The sequence below is a fragment of the Stenotrophomonas sp. INTA L402-1 genome (assembly GCF_059295135.1).
In genome coordinates this window covers 1-16,575 of sequence record NZ_JCAFWP010000057.1, presented here as the reverse complement: position 1 = coordinate 16,575, position 16,575 = coordinate 1, and the positions used below count along the sequence as shown (strand labels likewise).

The 16,575-nt window shown below is 66.2% G+C and carries 17 protein-coding genes; 13 read left to right on the top strand and 4 right to left on the bottom strand.

The genetic code is table 11. The annotated features are described in order from the left end of the window. Positions 1–508: 508 nt before the first annotated feature. A complete protein-coding gene (locus AC5O77_RS20470) occupies positions 509–1,435 on the bottom strand; it encodes a phosphoribosylaminoimidazolesuccinocarboxamide synthase (protein WP_032127159.1) in 927 nt (308 codons plus the stop codon). Positions 1,436–1,576: 141 nt separating this feature from the next. Here AC5O77_RS20470 and AC5O77_RS20465 point away from each other — a divergent pair, with 141 nt between their 5' ends. From AC5O77_RS20465 to yegS, 4 genes are all read left to right on the top strand, one after another. Continuing rightward, on the top strand, positions 1,577–1,906 hold the full coding sequence (locus AC5O77_RS20465; RefSeq protein ID WP_005411327.1) for a J domain-containing protein: 330 nt from the start codon (positions 1,577–1,579) through the stop codon (positions 1,904–1,906). A gap of 30 nt (positions 1,907–1,936) precedes the next feature. Then, entirely contained in the window at positions 1,937–2,611 is a 675-nt protein-coding gene (gene rpe, locus AC5O77_RS20460; protein WP_032127160.1) for a ribulose-phosphate 3-epimerase, read from the top strand. Positions 2,612–2,671: 60 nt separating this feature from the next. Beyond that, positions 2,672–3,154 carry a GNAT family N-acetyltransferase gene (locus tag AC5O77_RS20455; RefSeq protein ID WP_032127161.1) on the top strand — a complete coding sequence of 161 codons (483 nt, stop codon included), beginning with the start codon at positions 2,672–2,674 and terminating at the stop codon, positions 3,152–3,154. Positions 3,155–3,457: 303 nt separating this feature from the next. Beyond that, positions 3,458–4,393, top strand: coding sequence for a lipid kinase YegS (gene yegS, locus AC5O77_RS20450; protein ID WP_032127162.1), 936 nt, complete (start codon positions 3,458–3,460; stop codon positions 4,391–4,393). 15 nt (positions 4,394–4,408) lie between these two features. On the opposite strand, the gene AC5O77_RS20445 is transcribed toward yegS, so the two are convergent. Continuing rightward, the gene (locus AC5O77_RS20445; protein ID WP_230080636.1) at positions 4,409–5,272 is read right to left on the bottom strand and encodes an ankyrin repeat domain-containing protein; all 864 of its coding nucleotides are present in this window, start codon (positions 5,270–5,272) and stop codon (positions 4,409–4,411) included. A 105-nt stretch (positions 5,273–5,377) separates the two neighbouring features. Here AC5O77_RS20445 and AC5O77_RS20440 point away from each other — a divergent pair, with 105 nt between their 5' ends. From AC5O77_RS20440 to AC5O77_RS20410, 7 genes are all read left to right on the top strand, one after another. Continuing rightward, positions 5,378–7,735 (top strand): Tle-like phospholipase domain-containing protein, encoded by a 2,358-nt coding sequence (locus tag AC5O77_RS20440; protein ID WP_478057490.1) that lies wholly within the window; start codon positions 5,378–5,380, stop codon positions 7,733–7,735. A gap of 178 nt (positions 7,736–7,913) precedes the next feature. After that, complete coding sequence (trpE, locus tag AC5O77_RS20435; protein WP_049424043.1) at positions 7,914–9,389, top strand: anthranilate synthase component I; 1,476 nt, start codon at positions 7,914–7,916, stop codon at positions 9,387–9,389. A gap of 67 nt (positions 9,390–9,456) precedes the next feature. Beyond that, complete coding sequence (locus tag AC5O77_RS20430) at positions 9,457–10,236, top strand: SIMPL domain-containing protein (protein ID WP_049461246.1); 780 nt, start codon at positions 9,457–9,459, stop codon at positions 10,234–10,236. A 2-nt stretch (positions 10,237–10,238) separates the two neighbouring features. Continuing rightward, positions 10,239–10,826, top strand: a complete 588-nt coding sequence (locus AC5O77_RS20425; protein ID WP_049401668.1) for an anthranilate synthase component II — start codon at positions 10,239–10,241, stop codon at positions 10,824–10,826. 16 nt (positions 10,827–10,842) lie between these two features. Beyond that, positions 10,843–11,874, top strand: coding sequence for an anthranilate phosphoribosyltransferase (trpD, locus tag AC5O77_RS20420; protein ID WP_049401667.1), 1,032 nt, complete (start codon positions 10,843–10,845; stop codon positions 11,872–11,874). Positions 11,875–11,948: 74 nt separating this feature from the next. Next, positions 11,949–12,743, top strand: coding sequence for an indole-3-glycerol phosphate synthase TrpC (gene trpC / locus AC5O77_RS20415; RefSeq protein ID WP_100435359.1), 795 nt, complete (start codon positions 11,949–11,951; stop codon positions 12,741–12,743). Beyond that, positions 12,740–13,456, top strand: a complete 717-nt coding sequence (locus AC5O77_RS20410; RefSeq protein WP_208043955.1) for a haloacid dehalogenase-like hydrolase — start codon at positions 12,740–12,742, stop codon at positions 13,454–13,456. The genes trpC and AC5O77_RS20410 overlap by 4 nt, the downstream gene beginning before the upstream one ends. A 106-nt stretch (positions 13,457–13,562) precedes the next feature. Here the strand turns inward: AC5O77_RS20410 and AC5O77_RS20405 are convergent, their stop codons facing one another. Together AC5O77_RS20405 and crp are read right to left on the bottom strand one after the other, a co-directional pair. Next, positions 13,563–14,324, bottom strand: a complete 762-nt coding sequence (locus AC5O77_RS20405; RefSeq protein WP_014038735.1) for a sulfite exporter TauE/SafE family protein — start codon at positions 14,322–14,324, stop codon at positions 13,563–13,565. A gap of 62 nt (positions 14,325–14,386) precedes the next feature. Further along, a complete protein-coding gene (gene crp / locus AC5O77_RS20400; RefSeq protein ID WP_010482649.1) occupies positions 14,387–15,076 on the bottom strand; it encodes a cAMP-activated global transcriptional regulator CRP in 690 nt (229 codons plus the stop codon). Between the two features lie 149 nt (positions 15,077–15,225). Between crp and speD the strand changes: the two genes are divergently transcribed. Both speD and AC5O77_RS20390 read left to right on the top strand, forming a co-directional pair. Then, entirely contained in the window at positions 15,226–16,020 is a 795-nt protein-coding gene (gene speD, locus AC5O77_RS20395) for an adenosylmethionine decarboxylase (RefSeq protein WP_006473908.1), read from the top strand. 168 nt (positions 16,021–16,188) lie between these two features. Continuing rightward, the gene (locus AC5O77_RS20390; RefSeq protein WP_005411314.1) at positions 16,189–16,509 is read left to right on the top strand and encodes a DMT family transporter; all 321 of its coding nucleotides are present in this window, start codon (positions 16,189–16,191) and stop codon (positions 16,507–16,509) included. Positions 16,510–16,575: the final 66 nt, after the last annotated feature.

Genomic DNA, 16,575 nt, shown 5'->3' with positions numbered 1-16,575 from the left:
CCCCCCCCCCCCCCCCCCCCCCCCCCCCCCCCCTGTCCACCCCCACCCCGCCAACCCAGACCCTCTCTGGTCGCGTGGGCTCGGATATGTGTATCCGAGACAGATCCAGAGCATAGCCGAGTTCGCGAGGTTGCCGGCCAGCGGCCGGCACTACCCCCAGGCAACCGTCAGTAGAGCCAGGCCATGCCTGGCTGCAGGCTTGCGAGGCTGCCCGCCAGCGGCCGGCACTACCCCCAGGCAACCGTCAGTAGAGCCAGGCCATGCCTGGCTGCAGGTTCGCGAGGTTGCCGGCCAGCGGCCGGCACTACCCCCCAGGCAACCGGCAGTAGAGCCAGGCCATGCCTGGCTGCAGGCTTGCGAGGCTGCCGGCCAGCGGCCGGCACTACCCCCAGGCAACCGTCAGTAGAGCCAGGCCATGCCTGGCTGCAGGTTCGCGAGGCTGCCGGCCAGCGGCCGGCAGTACCGCATTCAGAACGCCCCCAGCCAGACCGGCGGGGGGCGCAGGGCATCAGTCGACGCTGATCCCGGCCAGGCGCTGCAGCGCCTCGGCGTACTTGGCGCGGGTGCGCTCGATGATCTCGGCCGGGATGGTCGGGCCCGGGGCGGTCTTGCCCCAGTCCAGCGTCTCCAGGTAATCGCGCACGAACTGCTTGTCGTAGCTCGGCGGGCTGGTGCCCACTTCGTACTCGTCGGCCGGCCAGTAACGCGAGGAATCCGGCGTCAGCATCTCGTCCATGATGTACAGGCGACCATCGGCGTCGGTACCGAACTCGAACTTGGTATCGGCCAGGATGATGCCGCGCTCGCGGGCGTACTCGGCGGCGAACTTGTAGATGCGCAGGGTGGCATCGCGCACGCGCTCGGCCATCTCGGCACCGACCTGCTTCACCATCGCATCGAAATCGATGTTCTCGTCATGGTCGCCCACGGCGGCCTTGGTCGAGGGGGTGAAGATCGGCTCGGGCAGCTGCTCGGCCTGGCGCAGGCCGTCGGGCAGGTCGATGCCGCTGACCTTGCCGGTGCGCTGGTAGTCCTTCCAGCCGCTGCCGATCAGGTAGCCGCGGGCGATCGCTTCCACCGGCACCGGCTTCAGCTTGCGGGTGACCACCGCGCGCTTGGCGTACAGGGCCGGGTCCACGCCTTCGGGCAGCACGCTGGCCACGTCGATGCCGGTCAGGTGGTTGGGCATCAGGTGCGCGGTCTTGGCGAACCAGAAGTTGGAGACCTGGCAGAGCATCTCGCCCTTGCCCGGGATCGGATCGGGCAGGACCACGTCGAACGCCGACAGGCGATCGGTGGCCACCATCAGCAGGTAGTCGCCCGGCGGGGTCCCTGCTGGCAGCCGCTCGCGCGGGATATCGAACACATCACGCACCTTGCCGCGATGGCGCAAGGGCAGGCCGGGGAGATCGGATTGCAACAGCGTGGTTGGCACGGGCACTCCTGGGGCGTTGTCGATACGGCTGCCCAGCGGACCCGGCGGGCCCGCTGACCAGCGGGCGGCCTAGTGTAAAGCCGTCCGGGCCCGCTGTGACGTAAAATGAGCGTCCATTTCGTCGGCCGACCCCGGAGCGCCATGCGCTGGTACGGAAAACTGCTCGGATTCATCGCCGGCGCCCTGCTGTTCCGGCCCAATCCGCTGTTCGGCGCGGTGGTCGGCCTGTTGATCGGCCATGCCTTCGATTCGGACTGGTTCCGCCTGAACAAGGAGAACCCGTACCGGGAGCTGGGGCTGACCTCCGAGGCCACCGATGCCGAGGTCGAGCGCGCCTACCGCAAGCTGATTTCCCAGTACCACCCCGACAAGCTCGGCGGCGCGGCCCCCGAGCTGCAGCAGCAGGCCGAGCAGAAGTCGCGGCGGATCAACGCCGCCTACGACCGCATCAAGACCCTGCGCAAGCGCTGACCCTCTTTCCTACCGTTGCAAGGCCCGGCCATGTCCAACTGCCTCATCGCCCCCTCCATCCTGTCCGCCAACTTCGCCCGCCTCGGCGAGGAAGTCGACAACGTCCTCGCCGCCGGCGCGGACTGGGTCCACTTCGACGTGATGGACAACCACTACGTGCCGAACCTGACCATCGGCCCGATGGTCTGCCAGGCGCTGCGCAAGCACGGCGTCACCGCGCCGATCGACGTGCACCTGATGGTCGAGCCGGTGGACCGCATCATCCCGGACTTCGCCGAAGCCGGTGCCACCTACATCAGCTTCCACCCGGAAGCGAGCCGCCACGTGCACCGCACCATCCAGCTGATCCGCTCGCTGGGCTGCAAGCCGGGCATCGTGCTCAATCCGGCCACCCCGGTGGACATCCTCGACTGGGTACTGGACGACCTGGATCTGGTGCTGCTGATGTCGGTCAACCCGGGCTTTGGCGGCCAGGCCTTCATTCCCTCGGCGCTGGACAAGCTGCGCGTGGTGCGCAAGATGATCGATGCCAGCGGCAAGGACATCCGCCTGGAGATCGACGGCGGCGTGAAGGCCGACAACATCGGCGAGATCGCCGCTGCCGGTGCCGACACCTTCGTTGCCGGTTCGGCCATCTTCAACGCCAAGACCAGTTACCAGGACGTGATCGCGCAGATGCGCGCGAATGTCGCTGCGGCACGCTGACAAAAAAGGGACGGAGGGGATTAAGCTCGCCTGATTCCCTCAGTCTCCCTTTTTCCGCCCATGGCTCTGTTGAACATCCGTCCGGCCACTGTGGCCGATGCCGGCCTGATCCTGCATTTCATCCGCGAACTGGCCATCTACGAGAAGGCCGAGCATTCGGTGCAGACCGATGAGATCGGCATCGCCGAGAGCTTGTTCGGTGCCGATGCCACGGCGCGCGCGCTGATCTGCGAAGCCGACGGCGAGCCCATTGGTTACGCCGTGTATTTCTACAACTACTCCACCTGGTTGGGCCGCAAGGGCATCTACCTGGAAGACCTGTATGTCAGCCAGGAAAAGCGCGGCGCCGGTGCCGGCAAGGCGCTGCTGAAGTACATCGCACGCCAGGCCGTGGCCGAAGGTTGCGGTCGTTTCGAATGGTCGGTGCTGGACTGGAATACCCCGGCCATCGAGTTCTACACCGCCGCTGGCGCCACGCCGCAGGACGAGTGGACCGTGTACCGGCTGCAGGGCCAGGCATTGCACGATTTCGCCAACGGTTGAGGCGAAGTGCATCCACGCATGGCGTGGATCTACCCACCGGGTGTGCGCGAACCGCAACCCGGTGGGTGCGAACCGCAGCCTGGTGGGTGCGAACCTTGGTTCGCACTCCCTGCGAACTCCAAAAAAAAGCCACGCCAATCACTGGCGTGGCCTCGCTGCATGCGTGGGAGGCTGATCCTGCCTCCATCCGTCGTCCCTGCTATGGCCTTCCATTCTCCAGCAGCTGAATGACACCTGCGTGACATTCACTGCGGACAAACGGCGCATTGCTAGCCTGTGCCACCCCCGTCCTGGAAGCACCGCATGACCACCCCGCGCTGGCGCCTGATCCTCAACGGAAAATCCGCAGGCAATGACGAGCTGCGCGACGCGGTCGGTCATTGGCGTGGGCAGGGCGTGCAGCTGGAAGTGCGGGTGACCTGGGAAGACGGTGACGCCGAACGCTACGTGGCCGAGGCGATCGATCATGGCGTGGACGTGATCGTGGCCGCCGGTGGCGACGGCACGCTCAGCGCGGTGGCCGAGACACTGGCGCATCGTGAGGAGCCGGCAGATGCGTTGCCCTCGCTGGCGCTGATCCCGATGGGCACCGCCAACGACTTCGCGACTGCGGCCGGCATCCCGACCGAGCCGAAGGCGGCCTTGGCCTTGATCGGGCAGGCCACGCCGCATGCCATCGATCTGCTGCGCGTGGACGCCGATGGCACGCAATGGTGGTGCGCCAACCTCGCCAGCGGTGGCTTCGGCACGCAGGTGACGGTGGAGACCGATGCCGGCCTGAAGAAAATGCTGGGCGGGCTGGCCTACGTGATCACCGGCATTGCCAAGCTGGGGCGGATCGAGCCGATCCATGCGCGCCTGTCGGGCCCGGATTTCGCGTGGGAAGGCGACTTCATCGCGCTCGGCATCGGCAATGGCCGCCAGGCCGGTGGTGGCCAGCAATTGTGCCCGCAGGCGCTGATCGATGATGGGCAGCTGGACGTGACGGTGCTTCCGGAGCTGGAAGGTGAAGTCACCGCCACGCTCGGCCAGATGCTGAAGTCGGGCACCCAGGCCGCACTGGAACAGCTGGCAACGCGCGCGCGCCTGCCGTGGCTGCAGGTGGAATCCGAGCGTCCGTTGACGCTCAACCTGGACGGCGAACCGGTACAGGCGCGCCAGTTCCGCATCGCGTGCGTGCCGGGCAGGGTGCGCATGCACCTGCCCGTGGGCTGTGCACTGTTGTCCGAGCCGCGCTGAGCCGGACCGGAACTCCTACAACGGCGGTATGTCCTGCTCCTTCGCCGGGAACCCGAATGCTTCGCGCTTCTCGCGGATGTACTGCGGAAGCGGCGGCCGGGCAATGCCGTGATCGATCAGCCACTGCTGGCACTTCTTCTGCCAGGGCAGCAGGTCCGGTGTGGTGATTTCCCAGTAGATGGCTTCGACCATGGCCATCCGATCGGGCGCGCCCGGTTGCGCCGATGACGGCGATGCAATCGTGGGGTCCGCACCATGCTCAAGCAGCCAGTAGGCCTGCTCGAAGCCGCCACGGCCGGTGTACCAGCTGAGAACGGTATCGGCCTGGCCGATGTTGGATTCGTTGACGTGCGCGCCTCGCTCCACCAGCAGCTGGATGTTCTTCCACAGGTTGCCGGAAATGAAAGCCTGGAACAGCAGCGTTTCGGTATTGGAGGTGCGCGTGTCCGGGTCGCCGCCATGATCCAGCAGCAGGGCCAAGTAGCGCGGATCGTCCATCTTCGCGGCATAGACCATGGCGTTGTTGTGGCGGAACGTCTCGCCGTCCAGCGTTTCAATACGCCGTGCATTCGGGTCGGCGCCGTTGTCGAGCATCGCGCGCAGGCCTTCCAGGTTCTGTGCGCGCAACGGCCACGCGATGAGCGGAATGCCATCCTGCTTCGAGAACTCCTTGTCGGGGTTCACGCCTTCGGTCTTGATCAGGCGCGTGATCGTCGCCGCATCACCCTGTTCGGCGGCGATGGCCAGTTCAAGTGCCTTGCCCTCGAAATAGCGCTCCGCGCCATGTGAAGACGTGCGCGCACAGGCGCTCAGCAGCATCAGCAGCATCAGCGCCAGGCAGGAAAATGGCGTAAAGGAACTGTGAGGGTGACGGTGCATGTGATCCCTTGACATGGACGCGTTCGGGGGATGATAGCGTTGGCTGTGGTCATTCCAGCAGGTCCTGGATGACCGTGTCTTCACTGATGAGCAATGGAGTCTGCCATGAGCGGTCACGATCCCGAGCAGCAGGAACGCCTGTTGCAGGCCCGCGCCAAGAGCGTCCAGGCGCAGCAGCACCTGGTCGAGCAACTGCAGGGAGGTGGACATGCCACCGAGGCGGCGCGCTTGCGCGAGACCTATCACGCCCGCGAGCTGGGTTCGCTTGCTGGTGATGTGTATGCCTCGGCAAAGGGCAAAGGTGAGCCGCCGGTCGGGTGGACGCGGGCCAGTGCCGTGACCGACCCGGACACGCTCAAAGCGGCGGGCATCAGCCTGGGGGCGGCCGACCTGAAGACGCTGATGCGGCCGAACGACTCGGGCTTCCGCGCAGAGATCTACATTCCGGACAAAAGGGTGTTCGGTGATGACGCCAAGCCGGTGCTGGTGTTCAAGGGATCAACGGGCGAAATCATCGATCCCCGGGCGAAAGGCGGGCGGCGTGAGTCCGGAGGCGAGGATTTCCTCAACAATGGACGCCAGGGCGTAGGCATGCAGAGCGACTACTACGATCGGGCCATGGCACTGGCGAGTCGCTTGAAGACCTCTGGTACCCAGTTTGAACTCGCCGGTCATTCGCTTGGCGGCGGCATGGCCTCTGCCGCTTCGGCGGTTACCGGTGTACGTGCGACCACCTTCAATTCGGCGGGGCTGCATCCGGCCACCGCCGATCGCTACGCGAAATCCCACGGATTGCCGGTGTTCAACACGCGCGACACGGTGCACACCTACCAGACGTCGGGTGAAGTGCTCAACGATGTGCAGAACGGATTGAAGCGGCTCAACGAGCATCACCGGCAGGGCTTTGGCCTGTTGGCCAGCGAGACCAGCCAGCTGCTGCGTCAGCCCGGCGTGCAGCAGATGGTTACCCGCAAGCTGCAGGAGATGATGCCGGCGGGTGCGCAGACGGCCACGGCCCAGCTGGTTGACCAGCTGGCGTCGAAATCCGGGGCAGAGGCATTGCGCAATGTTCCGGTGGCCGCGGGCAGGATGGAACTGTTGCTGGACGCCAAGACCGAAGTGAACGGAAAGGTGGTGGACCGCCGCCATCGAGAAGCGCCAAGCCAGCTTGCCGAATACGGTGGCCCGCTGGCCGAGGTGCTGATCGCAGGTGCGCGCGGCATGCGTGCCGGACGGATTGCCGGTGAACATGTCGAGCAGGTCGGCGCGCTGGCGGGCCGGGGCATGAGCTTGTCCGGCGTGGCCGTCGAGCGTGCGTCGACCCTGCAGGGAAATGCGATCGGCACCGTGGTCGACTACGGTGGCAAGAGCATGCGGGTGGGCATCGAAGGCGGTGCGACGGTCATTGCCAAGGGGCGCGAGCTGCAGGGGCTGGTCGAATCGGTCAGCCACCGCGTGCAGGCCAAGGGCAGTTACGGCTGGAACATCGGGGCCAGCGTGCTGGGTGCGCTCGGTGCCGACGACATGGCCAGACAGATGCGTGAGCACGGTGATGCGGCGCGCAATCAACACGAAACCAAGGCCCGTGAAGCCACCCGTGAAGCGGCGGCGGATGCCGGCCGCATCCGTGCCGGCGGCCATCATCTGGGCGGCCAGCTGCAGCAGGGCGTGCATGGCGTGGCCAATGGGCTGCGCAACGGCTATGCCGTGTACGGCGCGACTTTCCACATGGGCATGAACTGGAGCAGCCATCAGATCACCGGGCTGACCTCGCAGGCGCCGGCCGTGCTGGCCGGCACCGTCGGGCTGGGCGCGATGGCCAACAAGGGCATTGCCACGCACCTGCCCACGCCGGCACTGCCGCAGAACCTGGTCAACCTGGCCAAGACGTCGTGGGTGATCGGGCGCGGCAGTGCGACCATGGGGGAGTCGGTGGACCGGCATGGCATGAGCGAGACGATGAACCCCAGTCTCGACGCGGCAATCGCGAGCCAGGAGGCGGCCGCGCGCAAGCTGCTTGGACGGCCGCATGCGCAGCTGCAGGAGGGGGGCGCGAAGATACCCGCGCTGAACGATCCGGGGCACATCGATTTCCATCTGTTCAAGGGCGCGCAGACCGGCGTGCACGGCCTCGATGTGGCACATGGCCGCATCCCGAACCTGCAGAGCGATCAGCTGGCCGGGGCGTTGGCTGCGCAGGCCAAGCGCGAAGGGTTGCAGGCCATCTCCCATGTGCTGCTCAGTGACGACCGCACGCGGGCATTCGCGATCGACACCCCGGATCTGCAGGCGGCCCACCGCCGACATGCGCATGTGGACGTGGCGGCCGGCATGGCCCAGCCGCTGGCCGTGAGCACGGCGCAGGTTGACGCCCTGAACACCGGTCGCGAACAGGCGACGGCAGCCGGACTGGCCCAGCAACAGGGGCTGGAGGCCCAGGAGAACGCCCGGCGGATGGGCTAATGGCGGAATGAACCGCGACGCCGCGACGGGGTTCCCCTCCCGCCCCGGCTGCGATACAGTCAAGGGGTGTCCAGCCTGACGACCCCGCATACCCTTTCTTCCGCACGCCGTTGGTGGCGATGGTGGCCCGTTGCCGTCGTCCGCCCCCATAACGCTGTGTCCCGGAAGGAAAGTCGTCTTGAACTCGCACGCTCAGTTTCAGCTGCAGGCCGCTGAAGGCCACACCCATATTCCCGTCGTCCGTGAAGTGCTGTCCGACCTGGACACGCCGCTTTCGGTCTATCTGAAGCTCGCCGACGGCCCCAATACCTACCTGTTTGAATCCGTCGAAGGCGGCGAGCGCTTTGGTCGTTACTCGATCATCGGCCTGCCGGCGCGCCGCGTGTACGCCTTCCACGGCCACACGCTGACCGTGCGCGAGGACGGCCAGGTGGTGGACACCCGCGAGGTGGCCGACCCGTTCGCTGAAGTCGAGGCGCTGCGCAGCGCCCACTCGGTGCCGAAGCTGGAAGGCCTGCCGGGCTTCACCGGCGGCCTGGTCGGCTGGTTCGGTTTCGAGTGCATCGGCTACATCGAACCGCGCCTGGCTCCGCCGGCTGGCCGCGACGAGCTGGGCACGCCGGACATCCTGCTGCTGGACTCCAACGAGCTGGCGGTGTTCGACAACCTCAAGGGCCGGCTGTACCTGATCGTGCATGCCGACCCGCGTGTCGAGGGTGCCTTCGAGCAGGCCCAGGCGCGCCTGGATGCATTGACCGCCAAGCTGCGCGCGCCGGGTGCTGGTTATCCCGCACCGCTCAACAGCGATGTGCTGGACGAGTCCGATTTCGTCTCCGGTTTCACCCGCGAAGGCTTCGTCGATGCGGTCCAGCGCAGCAAGGAATACATCCGTGCCGGCGACATCTTCCAGGTGGTGCTGAGCCAGCGCCTGAGCGTGCCGTTCAAAGCGCGCCCGGTGGATGTGTACCGTGCGCTGCGTGCACTGAACCCGTCGCCCTACATGTATTTCCTTGATGTCGGCGACCTGCAGGTGGTCGGTTCCTCGCCGGAAATCCTGGTGCGTTTGCAGGATGGCGAAGTGACGGTGCGCCCGATCGCTGGCACCCGGCCGCGCGGTGCCACTGTCGAACAGGACCTGGCGCTGGAAGCCGAGCTGCTGGCCGATCCGAAGGAGCGCGCCGAGCACCTGATGCTGATCGACCTCGGCCGCAACGATGCCGGTCGCGTGTCCAAGGCCGGCACCGTGGAAGTGGGCGAGCAGTTCGTGATCGAGCGCTACAGCCACGTCATGCACATCGTCAGCGAAGTGACCGGGCAGCTGCAGCCGGGCCTGAGCTATGCCGACGTGCTGCGTGCCACCTTCCCGGCCGGCACGGTCAGCGGTGCGCCGAAGATCCGCGCGCTGGAAGTGATCCGCGAGCTGGAACCGATCAAGCGCAATGTGTACGCCGGCAGCATCGGCTACATCGGCTGGCACGGCGATGCCGATACCGCGATCGCGATCCGCACCGCCGTGATCAAGGACGGCCGCCTGTATGTGCAGGCCGGCGCCGGCATCGTCTACGACTCGGACCCGGACAAGGAATGGGACGAGACGATGAACAAGGGCCGCGCGCTGTTCCGCGCCGTCGCCCAGGCCGCCAAGGGCCTGTAAGCCTGCCTCGCCACGGCCGCTGCGCCGTGGTCGTTCCGCCGTTCCCGTTCAAGACAAGGAGTACCGCATGAAGCTGCTGAGCGCATTGCTGTGGTCGTCACTGCTGGCCACGATGGCCCCGTCTGCGTGGGCGCAGGCCAACACCATTCCCTCCCAGCCGCACCTGCTGGTGAAGGGCGAGGCGCGCCGCGAGGTGATGCCCGACCGGTTCGGCCTGCAGTTGAACATCGAAGAGACCGACATGGATGCCGACGCCGCGCGCCGCCGCGTGCAGGACAACGTCGCGCGCGTGCTGGCGCTGTTCAAGCAGCACAAGGCGGTGGAGGGCAGCGTGCGTGCGGACAATCTGCGGATCGGCCCGGCCACGCGCTATGAGCAGAACCGGCAGGTCTTCGTCGGCACCCGCGTGTCGCGCCAGCTGCGTGCCAGCTTCGCCAGCGTGAAGGCGATGCAGGACGTGCTGGGTGCACTGAAGGCCAACGAGAACCTGCAGGTCAGCAGCGTGGCCCCGACCTACTCGGGCGAAGTGGCGCTGCGGCGCGAACTCAAGGGTGAGGCCGCCGCGTCGACGCGCCAATCCGCGCAGGGCCTTGCCAATGCCTACGGCACGAAGCTGCGCGGGCTGTACAGCATCTCCGATGTGGCGCCGAACTTCGCCTATGGCGTGCAGGCGGGCAATTGGCCCAGAAGCGACGACATGGTGACACCGCCATCGCCGCCGTCACCTGCGGCGCAGATGGACATGATCGAGACCACCGGCTCACGCCTGCGCGAATCCATCGAAGCCGGCCCCATCACCTACACCGAAAACGTATACGCCATTTTCCTGATAAGCGACGGAACCTGACCATGTTGTGGATGATCGACAACTACGACAGCTTCACCTACAACCTCGTGCAGTACCTGCAGACGCTGGGCGCCGAGGTGAAGGTGGTGCGCAACGATGCGATGAGCGTGGACGAGATCGCCGCGCAGAAGCCCGAACGCATCGTCATCTCGCCCGGCCCGTGCACGCCCAACGAAGCGGGCGTGTCGCTGGAGCTGATCCAGCGCCTGGGCCCGACCACGCCGATCCTTGGCGTGTGCCTGGGCCACCAGGGCATCGGCCAGGTCTACGGCGGTACGGTCATCCGCGCCGGCAACATCATGCATGGCAAGACCTCGCCCATCCGCCATCAAGGCAAGGGCGTGTTCGCCGGCCTGCCGGACCGTTACCAGGCCACCCGCTACCACTCGCTGGTGGTGGACAAGAACAGCCTGCCCGAGGTGCTGGAAGTGACCGCCTGGACCGAGAACGACGACGGCTCGATCGAAGAGATCATGGGCCTGCGCCACCGCCAGTTCCCGGTGGAGGGCGTTCAGTTCCACCCCGAATCCATCCTCACCGAACACGGCCATGCCCTGCTGCGCAATTTCCTGCAGCGTCCGGCCGCCTGATCCCAGGAGCATTCCCATGAGCTTCTCCCCCCAGGAAGCCCTGCAACGCACCATCGAGCACCGCGAAATCTTCTTCGACGAAATGGTCGACCTGATGCGGCAGATCATGCGCGGCGATGTCTCGCCGATGATGACTGCCGCCATCCTCACCGGCCTGCGCGTGAAGAAGGAAACCATCGACGAGATCGCCGCTGCGGCCACGGTCATGCGTGAATTCGCGCTGGCGGTGCCGGTGGCCGATACCACCCACCTGGTCGACATCGTCGGCACCGGCGGCGATGGCTCGCACACCTTCAACATCTCCACCTGCGCGATGTTCGTCGCCGCTGCGGCCGGTGCGCGCGTGGCCAAGCATGGCAACCGCAGCGTGTCGTCCAAGTCCGGCAGCGCCGATGCAGTCGAAGCACTGGGTGCGGCCATCGAGCTGCAGCCGGCGCAGGTCGCCGCGGCCATTGAACAGACCGGTATCGGTTTCATGTTCGCGCCGATCCATCATCCGTCGATGAAGGTGGTCGCGCCGGTGCGCCGCGAGATGGGTGTGCGTACCATCTTCAACATCCTTGGCCCGCTGACCAACCCGGCCAGCGCACCGTCGGTGCTGATGGGCGTGTTTCACCCCGATTTAGTGGGTATCCAGGCACGCGTGCTGCGCGAGCTGGGCACCGAGCGCGCCATGGTGGTCTGGGGCCGCGACAACATGGACGAGATCTCGCTGGGCGCCGGTACCCTGGTGGGCGAGCTGCGCGACGGCAAGGTACGCGAGTACGAGATCCACCCGGAAGACTTCGGCATCGCCATGTCGGCCAGCCGCAACCTGCGCGTGGATGGCCCGGAGCAGTCCATTGCCATGCTGCGCGCCGTGCTGGACAACCAGCCCGGTCCGGCGCTGGACATCGTGGCCCTGAACGCCGGCGCCGCGCTGTACGTGGCCGGCGTGGCCAGCGACATCGGCGACGGCCTGGCCCGTGCCCGTGCCGCCATCGCCAACGGCAGCGCCCGCCAGCGCCTGCAGCAGTATGTAGAGACCACCCGCGCGCTGGTTGCCTGAGCGCGCGGTTCAGCCTGACCCTCTTGATGGCCGATAATGGCCGTCCTCACCGCCCCCGCACCGAATCGAAGACGATGAGCGACATCCTGCAGACGATCCTGGCCCGCAAGGCCGAAGAAGTGGCCCAGCGCCGTGCCCAGCGTCCCCTCGAGGACCTGCAGGCCGCCGTGGCCAGCGCCCCGCCGGTACGTGGCTTCGTGCGCGCGCTGCAGGCGGCAGTGGCCAACGGCGACCCGGCGGTGATCGCCGAGGTGAAGAAGGCCAGCCCGTCCAAGGGCGTGATCCGCCCGGATTTCCGCCCGGCCGACATCGCGGTCAGCTATGAGTTCGGCGGCGCCAGCTGCCTGTCGGTGCTGACCGATGTGGACTTCTTCCAGGGTGCTGATGCCTACCTGCAGCAGGCCCGTGACGCCTGCACGCTGCCGGTGCTGCGCAAGGACTTCGTGATCGACGCCTACCAGGTGTACGAGGCGCGTGTGCTGGGCGCCGACTGCATCCTGCTGATCGTCGCCGCGCTGGACGACACGCAGTTGGCCACGCTGTCCGAACTGGCGATGTCGCTGGGCATGGACGTACTGGTGGAAGTGCACGACATCGACGAGCTGGAGCGTGCGCTGCAGGTGCCGGCACCGATGATCGGCATCAACAACCGCAACCTGCGCACCTTCGAGGTGTCGCTGCAGACCACGCTGGACATGCAGAAGGCGGTGCCGCGTGATCGCCTGCTGGTCACCGAGAGCGGCATCCTCGGCCCGCAGGACGTGGCGCTGATGCGCGACGCTGGCATCCACTCGTTCCTGGTGGGCGAGGCCTTCATGCGCGTGGAAGAGCCGGGCGAGGGCCTGCGTCAGCTATTCTTCGCAGCATGAAAACGCACTATCCAACGCCGCGCGAGGATGCGCCGCTGGTGGTCTTCGACTTCGACCACACCCTGTACGACGGCGATTCGGGCACGCATCTGTTCGCTTCGCTGATCAAGCGCAATCCGCTGCGGATGCTGGCGGCGCTGCTGGTCACCCCGATCGCCGGGCCGCTGGTGGCGATGCTGCCAACCCGCCGTACCGGCATTTCGGTCTATGTGTGGATCGGCAGTTTCGGCCTGCACCGTGCGCGCGATTTCAACAAGGTCATCGACGCCTATGTGCTGCGCAATGAGGCGCAGATGCGCGCCAAGCTGCTGCCGCAGGCGCTGGAGGTGTTCGCCGCGCACCGTGCCAAGGGGGACCGCGTGGTGGTCGCCACCGGCGCGCCACCGGAACTTGCACGCGCGATCCTGGCCTTCGTGGCCCATCAGGACGTGCCGGTGATCGGTACCGAGGTCGGCCCGCGGCTGGGCGGTGTTGGCCCGACCCGCCACTGCCACAACGAAGAGAAGATGCGCATGCTGCGCGAGCGCGGCTACGGCGACATCGATATCGCCTACTCCGACAGCACCGCCGACCTGCCGCTGCTGCTGGCCGCCAAGGCGCCGGTGGTGGTGAACCCGAAGCCGGGCAGGGTGGACTTCTTCCGCCGCGTGCTGCCGGCCGGCACCCGCATCCTCAACTGGGGCTGCGTGGACCGCGGCGGCGACAAGGCCTGACCTCGCCGCACGGTGACGGATCTGCCGGCCAGCGGCCGGCACTACCCTTCTCCGTCCCGGTAGTGCCGGCCGCTGGCCGGCAAATGGTCCTGCGCCCGGCGAGCGCTCAGCGCGCCAGATACCCGGTCAGCGCATGCCCGATCTGGAACAGGCTGATGCCCAGCACCAGCACGCCCACGGCCACCAGCACCCAGCGCTCCTTCAGGCGCTTCACCAGCAGTGCGGCCACCGGCGCGGCCATCATGCCGCCGATCAGCAGGCCGGCCACGATCTGCAGGTGATGCAGCCCCATCGACAGCAGGAACGTTGCTGAAACTGTCAGGGTGACCACAAACTCGGCCGCGTTCACCGTGCCGATGGTGGTGCGTGCCTGGCCGCCGCGGGCCAGCAGGGTGGAGGTGGCCACCGGCCCCCAGCCGCCCCCGCCGCTGGCATCCAGGAAGCCGGCCACGAAGCCCAGCACGGGCACCCGCTTGACCTCGCCCTTGGGCATCAGGCGGCCGGCGGCACGTGCCAGGATGATGATGGCCAGCACCAGCAGGTACAGGTAGATGAGCGGGCGGATCACCTCGCCGGGCAGCTGGGTCAGGCCGTAGGCACCCACGGCGCCGCCTACGGCGCCGGGCAGCGCCAGGCGCAGGAACAGGCGCTTATCGACATTGCCGGCGACCAGATGCGACACGCCGGAGGCGCCAGTAGTGAACACCTCGGCGGTGTGGATGGCTGCACTGGCCTGCGCGGGCGGAATGCCCATGGCCAGCATCACCGACGACGACACCAGGCCGAACGCCATGCCCAGCGCGCCGTCCACCAGCTGGGCGCCCAGGCCGATGAGGATGAACCACCAGAATGCGCTGCTCAGTTCCATGCACCGAGCCTAGCGCGTGAAAGAGTGCGGACCAAGGTCCGCACCCACCGGCTGCTCAACGATCAACGGGTGCCGTACAGCACCACGGTCTTGCCGCGGGCGTGCAACAGGCCATCGGTCTGCAGCTTCTTCAGCACGCGGCCGGCCATTTCGCGCGAGCAGCCAACCAGGCGGGCCAGTTCCTGGCGCGAGACGCGCAGCTGGCTGCCCTGCGGATGGCTCATCGCCTCCGGCTCCTGCGCCAGGTCGTGCAGGGTGCGCACGATCCGGTCGGTAACGTCCAGGAATGCCAGGCGGCTGGCCTTGCGGCTGGTGTCGAGCAGGCGCTTGGAGATCTGCTGGCCCAGCGCGTACAGCAAGCGCGGGGCATCGGCCGACAGCGGGCCGAGGAACAGCTGGTGCAGGCGCTCGTAGCTGATTTCGGCCAGCTCGCAGGCGGTACGGGTCCTCAGGATCACCTCGCGGCGGTCCGATTCAACGAACAGGCCCATCTCGCCGACGAACTCGCCGGCACCGAAGTAGCCCAGCACCAGCTCGCGATCGTCATCTTCCTCGGCCATGATCGAAACCGAGCCGCTGATGACGTAATACAGGGTTCCCGCCGGGTCACCGGGTCGGAAGACGTCGGTACGGGTGGGGTATCGCCGCCTGTGGCTGTGCGCCAGGAAACGATCGATTGTGGCGATATCCAGGGCCAGTGGACTGCTAGCTAGGCGCACGGTTGACACGATAGGAGCGCTCCCTCTGCGCATGAACGGATTCACGGGGTCGATAGCGGAGCTTAACCAGCGCAATTGTTAAGGGCAAACAGTGTGCCAGATGTGAGCGCTCTTCACGTTCCCCCCGGGGACAGTTTGCCCCATAATTCCCCCTTTCCCTTCTTACACAGGAATCGACCGCCGTGGTCAAGCCGTTGCCTCGCCTGAGGCTGCAGGGTTTCAACAACCTCACCAAGGCGCTGAGCTTCAACATCTATGACGTGTGTTACGCGCGCACCGAAGAGGAGCGTCAGCGTTACATTGAATACATCGATGAAGAGTACAACGCCGACAGGCTGACTCAAATCTTGACCGATGTCGCCGAGATCATCGGCGCCAACATCCTGAACGTGGCCCGCCAGGACTACGATCCGCAGGGTGCCTCGGTGACCATCCTGATCTCCGAAGAACCGGTGATCGACAAGAAGCAGGCCGGCAAGGAGCTGATCTCCGACGCCGTGGTCGCGCACATGGACAAGTCGCACATCACCGTGCACACCTATCCGGAAACGCACCCGCAGGAAGGTATCGCCACCTTCCGCGCCGACATCGACGTGGCCACCTGCGGCGTCATTTCGCCGTTGAAGGCGTTGAACTACCTGATCGAAAGCCTCGAGTCGGACATCGTGATCATGGACTACCGCGTCCGTGGCTTCACCCGCGATGTGAAGGGCAAGAAGCACTACATCGATCACAAGATCAACTCGATCCAGAACTTCCTGGCCAAGAACATCAAGTCGCGTTACGAGATGTTCGACGTCAACGTCTATCAGGAAAACATCTTCCACACGAAGATGCACCTGAAGGACTTCGACCTGGACCAGTACCTGTTCGAGGAAAAGGCCAAGAACCTGTCGTTCAAGGAACGCATGAAGATCGAAGCGCTGCTCAAGCGCGAGATCGAAGAGCTGTTCCACGGCCGGAACCTGTCCGAGTAAGCCCCATGTGCGATGCCCGCAGGCATCGCCGCCCAGGCGGGACGACCCGCCCCGTGGAACCAGTGCCCCGCACGCGTTACAGTTCCACGGTGATGTACCGACCCACGGCCCGGTGTGAAAACACCGGGCCGTTTCGTTTTTCTCAGAAAAGGTAAGGAGCCCCCACCCATGCCCTGGATCTACCTGCTGCTGGCCGGCCTGTTCGAGATCGGTTTCGCCCTCGGAATGAAGTACTCCGAAGGCTTCAGCAAACCCCTTCCCACCGCTGCCACGGTCGTGTCCGCGCTGATCAGCCTGTACCTGATGAGCCAGGCGATGAAGAGCATCCCGGTCGGTACCGCCTACGCGATCTGGACCGGTATCGGCGCCATGGGCGTGGCGGTGCTGGGCATCTACCTGTTCAACGACAGCGCATCGCCGGCCCGTCTGGCCTGCGTGGGCCTGATCGTGGCCGGTGTGATCGGCCTGAAGCTGGTCTCGCCCAATTAACTGGTAGTGCCGGCCGCTGGCCGGCAACCTCCGGATCTTCTGCGGCGCTGTCTCTTATACACATCT